The sequence below is a fragment of the Pseudomonas sp. 21LCFQ02 genome (assembly GCF_024129895.2).
Taxonomy (GTDB): Bacteria; Pseudomonadota; Gammaproteobacteria; order Pseudomonadales; family Pseudomonadaceae; genus Aquipseudomonas.
On sequence record NZ_CM178749.1, the window covers coordinates 4,053,778 to 4,067,313 of the forward strand.

At 56.5% G+C, this 13,536-nt stretch carries 22 protein-coding genes; 16 read left to right on the plus strand and 6 right to left on the minus strand.

What is annotated here, in order from left to right:
• Positions 1-325: 325 nt before the first annotated feature.
• Both NJC40_RS18440 and NJC40_RS18445 read right to left on the minus strand, forming a co-directional pair.
• Complete coding sequence (locus NJC40_RS18440; RefSeq protein WP_253139734.1) at positions 326-643, minus strand: hypothetical protein; 318 nt, start codon at positions 641-643, stop codon at positions 326-328.
• 58 nt (positions 644-701) lie between these two features.
• The gene (locus NJC40_RS18445; RefSeq protein WP_253139732.1) at positions 702-923 is read right to left on the minus strand and encodes a hypothetical protein; all 222 of its coding nucleotides are present in this window, start codon (positions 921-923) and stop codon (positions 702-704) included.
• 478 nt (positions 924-1,401) lie between these two features.
• On the opposite strand from NJC40_RS18445, the gene NJC40_RS18450 reads away from it, so the two are divergent.
• Entirely contained in the window at positions 1,402-1,719 is a 318-nt protein-coding gene (locus tag NJC40_RS18450; RefSeq protein ID WP_253139731.1) for a DUF1654 domain-containing protein, read from the plus strand.
• 835 nt (positions 1,720-2,554) lie between these two features.
• Here the strand turns inward: NJC40_RS18450 and NJC40_RS18455 are convergent.
• Positions 2,555-2,854, minus strand: a complete 300-nt coding sequence (locus tag NJC40_RS18455; RefSeq protein WP_253139729.1) for a hypothetical protein — start codon at positions 2,852-2,854, stop codon at positions 2,555-2,557.
• Between the two features lie 272 nt (positions 2,855-3,126).
• Here NJC40_RS18455 and NJC40_RS18460 point away from each other — a divergent pair, with 272 nt between their 5' ends.
• Entirely contained in the window at positions 3,127-3,462 is a 336-nt protein-coding gene (locus NJC40_RS18460; protein ID WP_253139727.1) for a hypothetical protein, read from the plus strand.
• 79 nt (positions 3,463-3,541) lie between these two features.
• Here the strand turns inward: NJC40_RS18460 and NJC40_RS18465 are convergent, their stop codons facing one another.
• The 3 genes from NJC40_RS18465 to NJC40_RS18475 all read right to left on the minus strand — a co-directional run bounded on the left by NJC40_RS18465 (position 3,542) and on the right by NJC40_RS18475 (position 5,947).
• On the minus strand, positions 3,542-4,444 hold the full coding sequence (locus NJC40_RS18465; protein ID WP_253139725.1) for a hypothetical protein: 903 nt from the start codon (positions 4,442-4,444) through the stop codon (positions 3,542-3,544).
• On the minus strand, positions 4,431-5,015 hold the full coding sequence (locus NJC40_RS18470) for a DUF6932 family protein (RefSeq protein ID WP_492180370.1): 585 nt from the start codon (positions 5,013-5,015) through the stop codon (positions 4,431-4,433). Before NJC40_RS18470 ends, NJC40_RS18465 begins: the two co-directional genes overlap by 14 nt.
• Positions 5,016-5,092: 77 nt before the next feature.
• On the minus strand, positions 5,093-5,947 hold the full coding sequence (locus NJC40_RS18475; RefSeq protein WP_253139721.1) for an XRE family transcriptional regulator: 855 nt from the start codon (positions 5,945-5,947) through the stop codon (positions 5,093-5,095).
• 87 nt (positions 5,948-6,034) lie between these two features.
• Here NJC40_RS18475 and NJC40_RS18480 point away from each other — a divergent pair, with 87 nt between their 5' ends.
• The 14 genes from NJC40_RS18480 (at position 6,035) to NJC40_RS18545 (ending at position 13,292) form a co-directional block, all read left to right on the plus strand.
• Positions 6,035-6,208 carry a Cro/CI family transcriptional regulator gene (locus NJC40_RS18480; RefSeq protein ID WP_253139719.1) on the plus strand — a complete coding sequence of 58 codons (174 nt, stop codon included), beginning with the start codon at positions 6,035-6,037 and terminating at the stop codon, positions 6,206-6,208.
• A gap of 52 nt (positions 6,209-6,260) precedes the next feature.
• On the plus strand, positions 6,261-6,467 hold the full coding sequence (locus NJC40_RS18485; protein ID WP_253139717.1) for a hypothetical protein: 207 nt from the start codon (positions 6,261-6,263) through the stop codon (positions 6,465-6,467).
• A 359-nt stretch (positions 6,468-6,826) separates the two neighbouring features.
• Positions 6,827-8,065, plus strand: coding sequence for an HNH endonuclease (locus tag NJC40_RS18490; protein ID WP_253139715.1), 1,239 nt, complete (start codon positions 6,827-6,829; stop codon positions 8,063-8,065).
• Complete coding sequence (locus NJC40_RS18495; RefSeq protein ID WP_253139713.1) at positions 8,052-8,852, plus strand: hypothetical protein; 801 nt, start codon at positions 8,052-8,054, stop codon at positions 8,850-8,852. Before NJC40_RS18490 ends, NJC40_RS18495 begins: the two co-directional genes overlap by 14 nt.
• A complete protein-coding gene (locus tag NJC40_RS18500) occupies positions 8,849-9,013 on the plus strand; it encodes a hypothetical protein (protein WP_253139712.1) in 165 nt (54 codons plus the stop codon). Before NJC40_RS18495 ends, NJC40_RS18500 begins: the two co-directional genes overlap by 4 nt.
• Positions 9,010-9,297 (plus strand): phiTE_015 family protein, encoded by a 288-nt coding sequence (locus NJC40_RS18505; RefSeq protein WP_253139710.1) that lies wholly within the window; start codon positions 9,010-9,012, stop codon positions 9,295-9,297. The genes NJC40_RS18500 and NJC40_RS18505 overlap by 4 nt, the downstream gene beginning before the upstream one ends.
• Entirely contained in the window at positions 9,294-9,578 is a 285-nt protein-coding gene (locus NJC40_RS18510; RefSeq protein WP_253139708.1) for a phiTE_015 family protein, read from the plus strand. Before NJC40_RS18505 ends, NJC40_RS18510 begins: the two co-directional genes overlap by 4 nt.
• On the plus strand, positions 9,575-9,805 hold the full coding sequence (locus NJC40_RS18515) for a hypothetical protein (protein ID WP_253111240.1): 231 nt from the start codon (positions 9,575-9,577) through the stop codon (positions 9,803-9,805). Before NJC40_RS18510 ends, NJC40_RS18515 begins: the two co-directional genes overlap by 4 nt.
• Positions 9,802-10,608, plus strand: a complete 807-nt coding sequence (locus tag NJC40_RS18520) for an ead/Ea22-like family protein (protein ID WP_253139706.1) — start codon at positions 9,802-9,804, stop codon at positions 10,606-10,608. The genes NJC40_RS18515 and NJC40_RS18520 overlap by 4 nt, the downstream gene beginning before the upstream one ends.
• Complete coding sequence (locus NJC40_RS18525) at positions 10,601-11,068, plus strand: recombination protein NinB (RefSeq protein ID WP_253139704.1); 468 nt, start codon at positions 10,601-10,603, stop codon at positions 11,066-11,068. The genes NJC40_RS18520 and NJC40_RS18525 overlap by 8 nt, the downstream gene beginning before the upstream one ends.
• The gene (locus tag NJC40_RS18530) at positions 11,065-11,385 is read left to right on the plus strand and encodes a hypothetical protein (RefSeq protein WP_253111249.1); all 321 of its coding nucleotides are present in this window, start codon (positions 11,065-11,067) and stop codon (positions 11,383-11,385) included. The genes NJC40_RS18525 and NJC40_RS18530 overlap by 4 nt, the downstream gene beginning before the upstream one ends.
• Entirely contained in the window at positions 11,382-12,014 is a 633-nt protein-coding gene (locus NJC40_RS18535; RefSeq protein ID WP_253139702.1) for a recombination protein NinG, read from the plus strand. The genes NJC40_RS18530 and NJC40_RS18535 overlap by 4 nt, the downstream gene beginning before the upstream one ends.
• The gene (locus NJC40_RS18540; protein WP_363321677.1) at positions 12,011-12,604 is read left to right on the plus strand and encodes a hypothetical protein; all 594 of its coding nucleotides are present in this window, start codon (positions 12,011-12,013) and stop codon (positions 12,602-12,604) included. Before NJC40_RS18535 ends, NJC40_RS18540 begins: the two co-directional genes overlap by 4 nt.
• A gap of 373 nt (positions 12,605-12,977) precedes the next feature.
• Positions 12,978-13,292: a hypothetical protein gene (locus NJC40_RS18545; RefSeq protein ID WP_253139700.1), complete on the plus strand. Its 315-nt coding sequence runs from the start codon at positions 12,978-12,980 to the stop codon at positions 13,290-13,292.
• Positions 13,293-13,536 lie beyond the last annotated feature (244 nt).

Below are 13,536 nucleotides of genomic sequence, written 5' to 3' on the forward strand. Positions count from 1 at the left end.
AGAGCGCCTGCCTGACGTTTGCCGGTCCATTGCTCTCGCGCTGGACGACGGTACTCAGGCGCTCTCCGATGAAGACGAAACCCGCATGTGCGGGAATGCCCGGGGCGCGGCTTAAGCCGCTGGGCGTCGTGTAACGGATGCAGGGGGCCGCGTTGCGCGGTGCAGAAGTCGTCCGCATCGGAAGTGGCAATCCAGGCCGCACCGGTGATCGCCTTTCGGCTTGCGGAATCGAACCGCTCAGCGGGATTGCCACCTCCGATGCGGCCTGCGATTGCGCCGCAGGGCATCGGGCAGTTAACGACAGGCTGTCGCTGGCGCTGGTTGTTCAGTTCGAGAGATTCCTGTCATCGCCGCCGTGCGACAGGAACTCATCGATCTTGTCGAGACCGATATGCTCCAAGGTGTCGTCCGGATCGCTATTGGATAGCAGCCACGTGCGCACTTCCTCTTCGCCGATTTGCTCCAGCAAAGTGGTCGCGCCTACTTCGCTGACTATGTCTACCGGGTCGAGGTCGTGAAGGCGGTCATCCAGATCAAGCTGGGCGGCGATCTCTCGGCCGTTGCCGACCACCGTGATGCTGATTCCGCTGCTGTGATAGCTGCTGTCGATGCTGACGCTATCTGCTGGAAAGGTGATTTCCATGCTGTGACTCCTGTGTGATTTCCCGATGCCACCTCGCGGAAGTGGCATGAGGAAAGCGTCAGGCGGCGCGGTCCAGCTCAATTTGAGCCAGAAGCTCAGTCACAGCCTCGGCCGGTGTGCAGCCATCGGCGTAAAAGTCATGCAGGTCGCTTTCTTCCTGCGAGCCCAGCGCGACCTGATGGCCGAGCAGCTCGGAAGCCTTGTCGATCCAGCGGTAGTAGGTGCGCTCTTCTGCGTCTGCGCGGCATTCATCAGCCGCCATGGTTGCCATGTTGAACATTGCGATGCCCTCCGGGCAGTTGGTTTTCCGGATGCCCCTCGCAAGAAGGGCACCGAGAAAATCTGGTGTTGTGGTCACTTCAAGCGCCTATAGATGCCCTTTTGTCTGGACCTTTCAGGGAGACGGTTTGAAGCGCAACCCTCGGTCCGTCTTGCGCGGCCAACCCTGTGTTCCCTGGCTGACTGGCGTTCGTCGTGACGTTGAGCAGGCGAAGGCTCACTTCGCAGTAGCCAGTTCCAGAGCTGGCATGGAGATCGAAATTTGTGTTTCGCGCTGTACCCGTTGCCGGGGATCGATCCGCGAAGATTCCTCACTGTTAAAGAGCGGTCAGGCCCGTTTGAGGCCCTGTCCGGCTTGCTTGTGTTTCTAATGCAAGTCGGCTTGCATTAATAAAAGCATGCTTGTGATTCGAGTGCAAGCAAGCTTGTGAAAAAATATCGATACTGTATGGATATCCAGTAACAAAAATGAGACTGCTATGACAGGGAAATCGAAGAAGGAAGCGAAGACAGATGCACAGCCAATGACCGGCGTAGAGCGCTTGGGGCTACGCATCTCGAACATGATCAATTCGCCGAGGGCACAGGAAAGATGCTCAGCACTGATTCATCAGCTCGACACGGACACGGACGAAGCTTGGGATGAGGTCATGGGGATGCTTGGCGATACAGACGGGTTCACCCTGACGTTCCAGGATGAGGGGGATGTGTTGGTCGAGTGGGAGAGGCCCACTGATGAGGACAGGGTGCTGGAGACGGGGGAGATTGAAACTGTCGAAGAGGAAGCATCGCTCTGATCGAAAGCGCGGGCAGCTCATGGTGAGGTGGATGATTCCGGGGCTGATAGGGCAAACGAGACCACCTCAAGAGTGGACAGCCGGACATCAATGCCTCTGTCACCGGTCCGTATCTGCTTGTTTATTGACTTCTTGGGGTTTTCAATGGTGAAGCGGTTCCAGTCAGGTGCTGAGTTTTTGGGGCTTCTGAACAAGTTGGTGAGGCGTCATGGAACGTATGGATCAAGAATGCTATAGCTGCACTCTGGTTGCAGTATTTTCTGCCGCGCTTAAGCTTGGACTAAGTCCTGACGCCTTGGCTGACAACGCTAAGAAAGAGCTTGAGGTTTTTTCTAAGATTCACTCGACTCAACTTCGAAAGATTGAAAGTGTGATTGATGAGTCTTTGCGTATTGCGAGGATTCTGCATCCCTATCATTAGAATGCAATCCTCTTTATCTGGAGAGGTTTCATGCAGGGCTTATACTTGATTGCAGTGCTTGTTGCCTTGCTGGGGCTTGCTATTTTTCTATCTCAGCATGCGTACTGATTCCTTGGTGTTTTAGGGTGGTTCACTGTCTAAAAGTGATATGGATACATCAATAAGATTGTCGTCATGATCCATCGTGTCCAGTATTCCCTTTACAGTCTCCGCCGTTTTTCGAGATCCGATCGTCTCTGCCCATAATGCCAATTCGTCTATAGCAGCTGCAATGGCTATCTGATTTCTGTGTAATGCTTTTAGTATCGATAGCTCTAAGTCACCGGTTTTCATTGTGATCACCATGGTGAAAAAAACAGAGGACCCTCAGGGATTAAAGGCCCTCTGCATATTGCCAGACAGCGCTCTTGGCAATTATTTTTGAGGTGCTTCGACATGATTTCCGATACGTCGATAAACACTTTCATCGGCAATACAGGTCAAAACCCTTCCGTCTCTGAAGCGTGCCGTGAATGTGGTCTTCCGCTCCAGGGGCGATAGACCTGCAAGAGCTAGATCATGGTCATCGCCAGCGGTTTCTAATTTTTCAATGTCACTCGCCGAGAGGTCCAGACCCGGCCAAGGGTAAAGGGACGTCTCGATATGGATTAATCCTTGCCTGTAGCAGCCTTCTCCTTTATGAAAGTCACCTGCCAAAATCTGGAGTATGGCCATTCAAAAAATCCTGACTGATAGCGGTGTGACGGTGAAATTGCGCGCTTTAAGTTTATTTGAGTCAACCGTTCTTCGACAAAGGGTCGTATTGAACAAGAAATTAGATAGAAGTGTTAGGTGAGTGAAACACCGCGTGCCGTAGGTCTGTTTTTTGAGGGTTTTTTGGAATCAGTCCTTGAACTGCCTAGGTGCCTGTACTTGACTCATGTGGCTGCCATCTTGGCAAAAATCAAAGGGAAGGTTTGGGTTGTAAAAACTACATGGAAGAAGCTATGTCAACTATCACTGAAAGTGTCTACTCGAATATTATTGTCGCGATGTTTGAGGCCGCATTCAAGCTTGGGTTTGATCCGTATGCTCTCGCGCTCCAAGCAAAACTTGATGTGGCGCGACACATGGACTCTCCACTGGAAGACTATGCTGCTCGCGCCGAACAAACGATCAATGAATCACTACTTGTCGCAAAGCTGATAAGCCGAAGTAGGTCTGATTTACTCTCAGGGGCCCAGGATGAACAATATGACCGAAGCGCACAGTCTGGTGATGATGGCGCTACTGGCCGGGGCAGCGCTCATTGGATTGGCGGCGCTCCTAATCCAAGACGATGAATAGGGCGTAGGTATGAAAAAAGCCCGGCGCTGGGCCGGGCTGAGTGACTTGGTGCGGCGGAACTTTGAAGCTCGCTTTTCACCAAGGCAGATTGGATATGGTGTATCTGGGTCGGCCTTTACCTACGGTTCGAGCGCTCACTTTTATCGTGAAAGTACGGTTCAAGTGCGCATTGATTATTGCCGGGTCTTCGATGTCGGCAGAGATCCGCCCATGAATGACCATGCCGTCCTGCGTCATGAATTCAAATCTTCGCTCCGCTGGGAAAGCCCCTAGGAACTGGCCGGTGAAATCTACGTTTTTCTCACTGATATTTTCTATGCTCAAACGCGAACGGCTTATGCGAACCTGGTCCACGCTTGAGAAAGAGAAGGTGTGGCTGCCCGTAGAGACCGAGCAAAACGCTTCGTAGGCAATCAACTTATCCAGGTATTCAGAAACCATGGTAATGGCCCGCGTTCCCAGCCTTGAAGCGGGCTCAGAAAGCTCCTCATCGCTTTTGGTTGACGCCTCGAGCAGTTCGGCAACGAGCTCAAATGCTTGAGAAACAGCCGTGGTCCCATCCAGTGGGAGCTGCGCCTCGGCGCTTGGCGCCTCTTCAAATTCAAAGCCAAAGGATCCCAGCGCGGTTCCCGTTATCAATATCTGATTCTGGGACTTATTAGGAATGGGGCCGAAATCGTTCAGCACTCCACTGATCGATGCAGCTACGGCGGCAACCGCATCTGAGAATTTTGCCGTAGCCACTGAGCCAAACTCGGCGACGATCCCGTGCACTCCGCGCACAGGAGCGCCACGGTAAGTGACGATCGCTTTCGCGGGGGAGTAGGCTCCTCTGCCAGGATCTCGCAGGCCCGCGTTTACCTGATTCTTGCGTGATTGCAGCGAGAGGCGAGCGAGATTGCTCAAGCCAGGCTTTTGCGCAATACGATCCAGAAAGCCGATTTCTGCCTGAGCATGGGTGAATTCAGTTCTGTTCATTCTGGATCTCCTGCCTGCGAATCCTCAAAAGGTCCGATGCTTCTTGGTCGAACGCCGGCTCGAGTCTTACGCTAAGAAAGCCTTTCCACTGTAGAGACCTTCTATGTGACCACATACTGTACCAGTAAGCCGATAACTCAATTAAAGTTTCCGGTGGCTCCGACAGGGTGAAAGCGTAGAAATCCACCTTGTAGTTCGCTTTGATCCATGGATTATCCACCAGAATCTGAATATCCAGGGGCTGAAGGGCTTGCTCTACGACGGGCGGTACGTCGGCAAACATCACAACATCCATATCATTCGGCGCGCGGCCAAGCAGCATTTCCACATCTTCCATGAAGCTTCCATCAAGCCACTGGAAGCCTGTGTTTATTCCCATTCTGTGGATTTCGGCGCGGTGCTTAAGAAACCCTTCCAAAATATCGCACCTTTCGATGGTCGTAGCGTATCGGTCCACGACCTGCCTGACATCGGTAGGGTAGGGCGAGCGAACCGGGGACGTCGGGTCACTCTCATCTATCGGCGGAATGATTCCTTGGTGACTCCAAAGCGGTATCAAAACCACCTCCATGTGGGTAAATGTTAGATTTGTACAGGCTATGAATCCTCACGACATTGTCAGTGCGTGTGCAATGACGCAGTGTCGCCTCAAGCCTTCCGCGCATTCCAGATCAGCAGCACCTTGGCGTGAATCGTCACATCGCCCACCGGCACAACCCGGTCCTTGTGATTTGGATGATCCGAAATTATGTCGAAGTGCTCGGCGTCATGCATTTGCAGGCGCTTGATGTACAGCATGTCGTGCCAGGTGATCACGTATACGCCGTCGCCGATGAACTCGTTCACTCCGCGATCCACGATCACTGGGTCTTTGTCGTTGATCGTGCCTTCCATGCTCTGGCCCCAGCCGGTGATCATCGCCAGAGAATGAGGGGAGGTGTAGGTCACGCCTTTTTCGCGTAGCACGTCCTCACGAATGATCAGGTTTCGGATCACGTCGTTGTAGTCAGCTGGAACTTGGCCGTGCCCCATTGAGGCGCGAATGTCGTACTGGCGGATCACGATCTCATCGGGTTTGGCTTTGAGGCTGGAGAAGTCAGCCTGGATCACCTTGCCCTGAGCCTCGCCGGCCGCCGTGAGAGCTGCAGCGGCGATCTTCTCCTGAGCATCAGTGTCCAGGCTCTTGCCCGCATGCTTGCGAATCATCTCCATAACCTTTTCGGCAGCGCTGCTGCTGACTGCCACCTCTGCTGGCGTGCTTAAGCCATTCCTTCGCGGCGGCTCGCCCTTGCCAGACAGTAGCCAGTCCACCGTCGTGTCGTACTTGTCGGCCAGCAAAACCAGATTTTCATTCTTAATATTGCCGGTATCACCGGCATACCACTGGCGCACAGCTTCGTAGCTGATGCCGCAGGTAGTAGCGATATCGCGCTTCAAGCCGCGTGCGCCGACTTCTGGCTTTCTCGCCAGAACCAGTTTTGAGATTCGATCAGTGATTTTCATGCGAGCAATCTACAAGAGAGCTTGTCAAGCATGCTTGCCTTGCAAATACAAGCATGCTTGAATATGTTCTAAGCAAAGGAGGTCGACATGACCAAATCACAAGCAATCCAGCATTTCGGTTCGGTCTCGGCGCTGGCAAAAGCTCTGGGGCTGACCTACGAAGCGGTCCGCCAATGGAGCGTCGTGCCCGAGTTGCGCCAGTACCAGATCGAGAAGATCACCAAGGGTGCGTTGAGGGTTGAGCAACCTCAAGTCGCTTAGCCATGTCGCGCCTCCACCAAATCAAAACTCATCAGCCACAAGGAAGACCCCTATGGGATTCAAAGATCCGCTCACGCAGCGCCGCGACCTGGCCCGCAAGGTCCGCCTTTACCCGCTGCTTGATCGACAACTCCAGCGCGCAGCCCACAAGGCTCGCCGGGAGTACGCGACCTACCTCTTCGAAATGCTGGAGTGGGCCGCAGTAAACGGCGGGATTGAAGCCCTGATGCCCGAAGACATGAAGGATATCGCGGGCTAGAGGCCCTCAGGAGGGCACGATGGAATTTTGTGAAGAAAACGTGCCGCCAGATACCAGAGCCAAGATTCACCGCCTCATGGAAGCCCGAGGCTGGACATTCGAGGAGGCCGTAAACGAGGTCTTGCTTGAAGCAATTACGTCCGGTGCAACGGTGTTCGTAGGAAGGCGGAAGGCCCCGGTTCTGGAGCTGGTGGGACTGAAGAGACCCTCTACCGGATAAGTGAGGGTCTCACACAGGGCCTGAAGAGGCCCTCAAAACGCAGACACAAAAAAGCCGGTGGCTAGACCGGCTTCTTCAACAGCATTCAACGAGAACGATTATGGCAGCCCTACATGCGATAAGCAAAGGTCGGTTGAGGATGCAGCTCACAGAGTTGGCAGGTAGCGCTGTTGCCGTGTATCCGGCATTCAGGCGCGTATTGGGCCTGAGCGCTGCTGCGGCTCAGTTTCTTTCCCAGGCGGTGTATTGGACCGAGAAGACCGAAGATGGCTGGTTCTACAAGACGGAGAACGAGTGGCTTTCCGAGGTCGGCCTTGCTGCTGACGAAGTGCGCGACTCTCGCAAAAACCTTAAGGCAATAGGCGTGCTGGACGAACAGCGCAAGGGTATTCCGGCAAAGATGTTCTACCGCATCAACGTCGAAACCCTGTTCGAGGCGCTTGAGGGCAACATCCAGGCAATCACGCTGGAACAGCTTTTCGACCTGTACACCCCCAAGCTCGGGCAGCTTTCAAAGGCCGGACTGATGCGGGCCAAGAAGGCCGGTGTTGAATGCGAGTTCGTGGATTATGCCGAAGTCGTCAGAAAGCATGGCCTGGTGTGTGGCTGCTGCGGAGGCGTGATTGATCGAGGTCCAGGGAAAACAGGCACCCACTTGTCATTCGATCACATCAAGCCTTTGGCCGCAGGCGGATCTCATGTATTCGAGAACCTCCAGCCAGCGCATGCGAGCTGCAATGCCGCCAAAGGCGCATGCGTGACTTACCAAAAGCCAGCAAGTCCTCTGGCTGTAGAAGGGGCAAGAGTCCTTTCTGTAATTTCAACAAGTTCTCTTAGCAAAGAACAACTGGTGCCTTTAGCCAAAGACAACCAGTGCGTCACGGACAAGACAACTATTACAGAGACTACACAAGAGACTACGCAGAAGACTACGACAGTGGTGCAGCTCGCTCCGGCCAAGCCGAAGCGCGCCGCCAAGCCGAAGGACGAGACCGAGCAGGCCAAGCAGGAAGCCTGCCGAGGAATCTGGTCTGCCTACTTCGCCGCCTACCAGCACCGCTACGGCACCGCCCCAGTCCGTAACGCCAAGGTCAACAAGCAGGTTGTGGATCTGTGGAAGCGCCTAGGCCAGGAGGCCGCCCCGGTGGCTGCCTACTTCGTCAAGATCGACGACAGCTACCTGATCCGCAACTGCCACGACTTCGGCTCCCTGCTGACCAAGGCTGAGGCCTATCGCACCCAGTGGGCCACCAATCGCCAGATGAACGCCACGACTGCCCAGCAGATTGAGCGCAAGCAGGCGAACAGGTCCGCCGGCCAAGAGGCCGCCGACCGTATTCGCAGCCGTGAGGGGAGGGCGAAGAATGAATTCCTCTGACCGCATGGACCCCGAGCAAGTGGCCCGGCTGGCCTTGGCCATCTGCGCCACCGCCGAATCGCTGGGCTACACCCTGAGCGCTGACGCCGCCGAACTGATGGCTGATGACCTGTCCAGCTTCCCGGCCCATGTCGTGGCTGGCGCCCTGAAATCCTGCCGCCTGGAGCTGACCGGCAAGCTGACCACTGGCGCGATTATGCAGCGCATCCACGCCGCCGATGGCCGCCCAGGCAAGGACGAAGCATGGTCAATTGCCTTGGCCGCTGGCGACGAGAGCGACACCGTGGTGATGACCGCCGAGATTCGCCAGGCCATGACCGCCGCGCAGCCGATTCTGGCTGGCCGTGACAAAGTGGGTGCTCGCATGGCGTTCCTGAGCGCTTACGAACGACTGGTTGCTCAGGCCCGCGCCGAAGCTCGCCCTGTGAGCTGGAGCGTGTCGCTTGGGTTCGATTCTGGTCGCCGGGTGGCAGCCATCGAATCCGCCGTCCGCTCGAAGCTGATCACCCAAGAGGCCGGTCAGCAGTACCTGGCTGACCTGCGTATCGCCCCCATCGGCCAAGACGGCCAAGCCATTGCCGGGTTGCTGACTGGAGCTGTCGTGCAGCCCTCCGAAGCCAACCGCGCCCGCTGGCAGCAACTTCGGGCTGATCTGCAGCAGAGTCGCCGCGACAAAGAGGCCAAGCGCCTGCGCGAAGCCCGCGCCGAGCGCCGCCACCTCAAAGGCCTGAAGCTTGTTCACAGCGCCAAGGCAGAAGAACTGATTCGCAAGGAGTCCGCGGAATGACCGATGCTCAGCGCATTACCGTAAACCGGCTGATCGATGCCGGATTCAAGATCGTTGCTCAGTCCTCTGAGATCGTTCGCGTAACCCGTGGCTCAGACCGCCGCATCGTGATGGCTGATGGCAGCCAGAAGCGTGCGCACCACCAGGAGGCTGCCCAATGACCAGCTCCCGCCAGCAGTTTGAAGCCCGCTACCCAATCCCTACAGGAGTTGAGTGGAGCGAGGAAGAGGGTCGTTACCAGCCTGTCGATGGAAAGTACGTCGCAGGTTTCTCGATTCGCCAGTACGAGGCGCACATCGGTGCCTGGGGCGTGTGGAAGGCGAGTCGGGAGGATGTGGTGGTGAAGCTGCCAGAGCCGCAATCCTGCGACGACGGATGGGGCTGGATCGACTACGAAGATGCGTGCACTGCGGTGCAGGCTGCCGGCCTGAGGGTTTCGCCATGACCGACACCAACAAAATGCGCGGTGAGTTTGAGGCTTGGGTAAACAAAAACATCGGCCATGGCTGGCTTCGCCGTCACGACAGCAGAGGCGATGAGTATCTTGATAACAACATTCAGATCCTGTGGGAGTGCTGGCAGGCCAGCCGCCAGGCCGTTGTTGTTGAGTTGCCCGATACCGTGGCGAACACCGGAACGCTGACCAGTAACGCTGTGCTGAGCTACAAGCGCGAATGCAAGGAAGCCATCGAGGCCGCCGGCCTGCGCTGCGAGGTGAAGCTTTGAAAACTCATTATTGCCCGCGCCCGCAAGATGATGAATGCGAGGAACAGGCCGCTTGCGGCACTTGGCTTGGTGAGAGCAGCAGCCTGTCCGGTGACTGGGCTCTTGTGGACTGTCGGCGCTGCATCAAGGGCAAAGAAAAAATCACTCAGTCAGTCGCCACAGAGGAAGCTGCAATCGTTCAGCAGATGGGTGATATGGCGAATTTCATGCGCGAGGTGAAGCCATGACCATCGACAAGAACCGACTCAAGGCGCTGGCTGAGGCCGCTACTCCGGGTCGCCATTACGATCGCCTCGACTCTGCTGGTGGTGGCATCAAGTACGAGTGCAAAGGCGACGATGGCTCTCTGGTGCTCAAGGTTGACCACAAGAACGACGAGTTCGGCTTTGTTGGCGACAACGGCGAGGCTGATGAGGCGTTTTTCCTTGCGTGCACCCCGGCCAAAATCCTGGCCCTGCTGGGTGAGATAGAGCGGCTGGAGCGCAAGAACGCCAATCAGGTGGAGAGCATCCGCGAGTATCAAGACCTGGCCGCAGGCGGCGAACGACTTGGCGAGCTACGCGCTGACCTTCGTGTGACGAAGGGGGAGCGTGACGAGCTCAAGGCCGAGAACGAAAAGTTCGATGAGGGCATGCGTTCGCTTGCCTTCCAGCTCAGCGCCGGCGGCTACAACGCAGAAACCCTGACCGCCGAGCAACTGGTGGGCAAGGTCACTGATGGCCTGGCTTCGTTCGCTGAGTCTTCCGGGCGCTTGCTGGATCAGGTGCGAGCTGAGCGCGACGCCCTGCGCAGCCAAGTCGCAACCTTGCAGGCCGAGCCGAACAGCTACCAGTCAGGCTATGACGCCGGGCGAGCAGCAGAGAAGGCGCATGCCGATAACTGGCGAGCCGAGGCTGAGGGGATGCGGAAGGATGCGGAGCGGTATCGGGCTCTACGCGTGCCGACAGCCGAGAAGATTGGGGTTTCGTCGCCGTTCGTTCTTGACGCACTGGTCGATGCGGCAATTGCCAGGGAGCAGAGCCATGACTGACGTTATCGCAAAACCTCGACACTTCTGGTCATCCGGCCCGAGCCGTGTCCGTGAGGTATGCCGCCTGGCGTACCTCTTCGCCACTGAGCTGGCCGTGGTCGGCGCAATCGAGATCATCGTCCGCCCGGTCAAGTCCCGTCGCACGCTGGAGCAGAACGCAAAGCTGTGGGCAATGCTGGCCGACATTTCCCGCCAGGTGGAATGGCCGGTCAACGGAGTCATGCAGAAGCTCGACAGCGAGGACTGGAAAGCACTCATGACTGCTGCTGCCCGCCAGGAGGTGCGCATGGCTTCCGGCATCAATGGCGGAGTGGTGATGCTGGGTGTCAGCACCCGGCGCATGACCGTGGCTGAGCTGGGCGACGTGATCGAGTGCATGTATGTGTTCGGTGCCGAGCGTGGCGTCCGCTGGAGCGAGCCGAAAGGGCAGATGCCTGAGCAGTGGGAGGCGGCAGCATGAGCCATCAATTCAAGCCGGGCGATTTTGCGCTGATCACTGGAAGCAAGAGCGGGAGCAGTCCGAACGTGGGTCGCTGTGTTGAGCTTGTCACGCTTCTCAACCCCGGTGAAATAACTGTATCGCCAACCGGGCACAGGCTCTTTCAATCGACAGATGAACCAAAATGGATCGTTCAGTCTCAGGGCCTGCTGATTAATACCGAGCAAAATGGCTGGGTGGATAGGGGTGGCATCGCAATGGTCAGTCCGCGATACCTGATGCCCCTGCGCGGCGACTTCACCCCTGAGCAGCAGAAGTCGAAGGCGGTGCCAGCATGAAGCGAACGCCAATCCAGCGCAAAACCCCGCTCAAGCCACGATCCGAACGAAAGAAGCGCTGCCCATCGTGCCGGGCGCTATTCGCGCCGCTGCGCCCATCACAGGCCGTCTGCGGCGATATTGAATGCGCGCTCGCGCATGGCAAGTCGGAGCAGGGGCAGGAGAAGGCCCGCAAGGCGCTGGCCGATATCGAGCGCCAGGCGATCAAGGTCCGCAAGGAGAAGCTGAAAAGCCGTTCGGACCACCTCAAAGATGCCCAGGCCGCGATCAACGAGTTCGTCCGCCTGCGTGACGCGCACCTGCCGTGCATCAGCTGCGACTCGGCTCCGAACGATTCGGACTTGCTGACCGGCAGCCGCTGGGACGCCGGCCATTACCGATCCGTAGGTGCCTGTCCCGAGCTGCGGTTCGAGCCGCTGAACATCCACCGGCAGTGCGTGAAGTGCAATCGGAACCTTTCCGGCAACGCTGTCGAGTACCGCATTCGTTTGGTCCAGCGCATCGGCGCCGATCAGGTGGCCTGGCTGGAAGGGCCTCATCAGCCCCGCAAGTACACGGTCGACGAAATCAAAGCCATCACGGCGCACTACCGGGCCAAGGTCCGAGAACTGAAGAGGACAGCAGCATGATGAAACTCAACAGCGCCCGTGCTGCCTGGCACGACGCCCTGTACACCGCACGCGACAGCCAGGGCGCAGTGATGCAGGAAATGGGCATGCTGGGTCGGATGATCCAGAAGACCGAGCGGTCCACAAATGCCCGACACGCGGCGCACCAAGCAATCGCCGGCCGGGTGCAGCAGGCCATTGACAAGTTGCCGGCCAGTCTCCGGGCGTTCGGCAACTGGATGTACAGCCCCATTGCGAGCGTCGATGAGAAGGAAGAGGCCGAAGAGCTGGTGTTTCTGGCTGCCTACAAGGCTGGTCCGAAGATGTACGCCAAGAAGTTTGAGAAGGCCCGCCATGTTGCCGCTGGCGTGCTGTACCGGTATCGCCGCATGCACCAGGGCGGGCAGAGCGAAGGGGTTGATCCGTGCCTGACGCCTGAGTCGTTCCGGGTGTGGCTTGATGCGATCTATGGCCTTGAACTGCAATCGACCCAGTGGACCAGAGAGTGGGGCGAGTTCATCGACGCCTGCTTTGCAGCGTGCAATGATCTAGACCGGCAGGCATTAGTTCCTGTCAGCCAAATGATCAGAATAATGAAGGAGGCTGCATGAGCAGGGTTGGAGTTTTGCTTGAGGCACTAAGAATCTCGATGGCAGAGCGCGCGCCGGCTATACCGGACAAGATCATTGTTACCAGTGAATACTTCAGGTTGTCCTGTGAGCCGGATTTTCGCACACATACAACGATGCCTCCGGGCGGTTCAGGGCTGCTATTCGCGGGCGTACCGATTGAGTCGGTGAGCGGAGGCGAGGAAGGGTTTTCGTTCAGAATTGAATATTCTGAGCAGCAGGAATAACGCTTTATTATTCCGCTTGACCAAATGTCCGGGTGAAGGCATCATTTCGCCATGTTTAGAGTTTTGCCTTCGGCAAACTTATATAACGATACAGACTTTTCAGCGTTTTTTTGCATGAGGCAATTGCTTTGGAAAGCCCGGAAATTACTGAGAATGACATCGGCATGATGCGCGATATGCTTAGATTTATGGAAAGCATGTCAAAAATGCCTGTTGGAAAGTTCTTGGATCATCTCTATCCAAAAAGACATGAAGATTCTGAGGCGGCTAAGTTTTCAGATCAGTTTCTGGCGCTCATGCAGAGCGAGCATGGGGAGGCCTTGTTTCGAATGGACACGCCCGTGACCGAGAGCTCTACTATCTACGGCATGACCGATCAAGGGCTGACCTTCTACAGTCTCACGCTGAACTCCCTGAGAGCCGGGGCGCGATTCAGTCTCTGAAAGCTCGGGTGATCCACCCAGGTGAACGCCTGAAGCGATAATGCCCGCCCGTATCGATAATCCACTGCAACGGGCGGTTCGGCATCAAACCCAGCTCTCAAGGCTGGGTTTTTTATTGCCAGCCTGAAAGACATTAAGCACGGCTATCTATGCATATTCGTGCTTGATGCGCATGGAATATTGATGTACTGTTTATTCATACAGCTATGGCGGAGCTTAACCCGCCACTGATAGGACGAGAGCC

Excerpts from the sequence above, each read along its gene's own strand:
- NJC40_RS18440 (WP_253139734.1), bottom strand. The coding sequence starts at position 643 with ATGGAAATCACCTTTCCAGCAGATAGCGTCAGCATCGACAGCAGCTAT.
- NJC40_RS18445 (WP_253139732.1), bottom strand. The coding sequence starts at position 923 with ATGTTCAACATGGCAACCATGGCGGCTGATGAATGCCGCGCAGACGCA.
- NJC40_RS18450 (WP_253139731.1), top strand. The coding sequence starts at position 1,402 with ATGACAGGGAAATCGAAGAAGGAAGCGAAGACAGATGCACAGCCAATG.
- NJC40_RS18455 (WP_253139729.1), bottom strand. The coding sequence starts at position 2,854 with ATGGCCATACTCCAGATTTTGGCAGGTGACTTTCATAAAGGAGAAGGC.
- NJC40_RS18460 (WP_253139727.1), top strand. The coding sequence starts at position 3,127 with ATGTCAACTATCACTGAAAGTGTCTACTCGAATATTATTGTCGCGATG.
- NJC40_RS18465 (WP_253139725.1), bottom strand. The coding sequence starts at position 4,444 with ATGAACAGAACTGAATTCACCCATGCTCAGGCAGAAATCGGCTTTCTG.
- NJC40_RS18470 (WP_492180370.1), bottom strand. The coding sequence starts at position 5,015 with ATGGAGGTGGTTTTGATACCGCTTTGGAGTCACCAAGGAATCATTCCG.
- NJC40_RS18475 (WP_253139721.1), bottom strand. The coding sequence starts at position 5,947 with ATGAAAATCACTGATCGAATCTCAAAACTGGTTCTGGCGAGAAAGCCA.
- NJC40_RS18480 (WP_253139719.1), top strand. The coding sequence starts at position 6,035 with ATGACCAAATCACAAGCAATCCAGCATTTCGGTTCGGTCTCGGCGCTG.
- NJC40_RS18485 (WP_253139717.1), top strand. The coding sequence starts at position 6,261 with ATGGGATTCAAAGATCCGCTCACGCAGCGCCGCGACCTGGCCCGCAAG.
- NJC40_RS18490 (WP_253139715.1), top strand. The coding sequence starts at position 6,827 with ATGCAGCTCACAGAGTTGGCAGGTAGCGCTGTTGCCGTGTATCCGGCA.
- NJC40_RS18495 (WP_253139713.1), top strand. The coding sequence starts at position 8,052 with ATGAATTCCTCTGACCGCATGGACCCCGAGCAAGTGGCCCGGCTGGCC.
- NJC40_RS18500 (WP_253139712.1), top strand. The coding sequence starts at position 8,849 with ATGACCGATGCTCAGCGCATTACCGTAAACCGGCTGATCGATGCCGGA.
- NJC40_RS18505 (WP_253139710.1), top strand. The coding sequence starts at position 9,010 with ATGACCAGCTCCCGCCAGCAGTTTGAAGCCCGCTACCCAATCCCTACA.
- NJC40_RS18510 (WP_253139708.1), top strand. The coding sequence starts at position 9,294 with ATGACCGACACCAACAAAATGCGCGGTGAGTTTGAGGCTTGGGTAAAC.
- NJC40_RS18520 (WP_253139706.1), top strand. The coding sequence starts at position 9,802 with ATGACCATCGACAAGAACCGACTCAAGGCGCTGGCTGAGGCCGCTACT.
- NJC40_RS18525 (WP_253139704.1), top strand. The coding sequence starts at position 10,601 with ATGACTGACGTTATCGCAAAACCTCGACACTTCTGGTCATCCGGCCCG.
- NJC40_RS18530 (WP_253111249.1), top strand. The coding sequence starts at position 11,065 with ATGAGCCATCAATTCAAGCCGGGCGATTTTGCGCTGATCACTGGAAGC.
- NJC40_RS18535 (WP_253139702.1), top strand. The coding sequence starts at position 11,382 with ATGAAGCGAACGCCAATCCAGCGCAAAACCCCGCTCAAGCCACGATCC.
- NJC40_RS18540 (WP_363321677.1), top strand. The coding sequence starts at position 12,011 with ATGATGAAACTCAACAGCGCCCGTGCTGCCTGGCACGACGCCCTGTAC.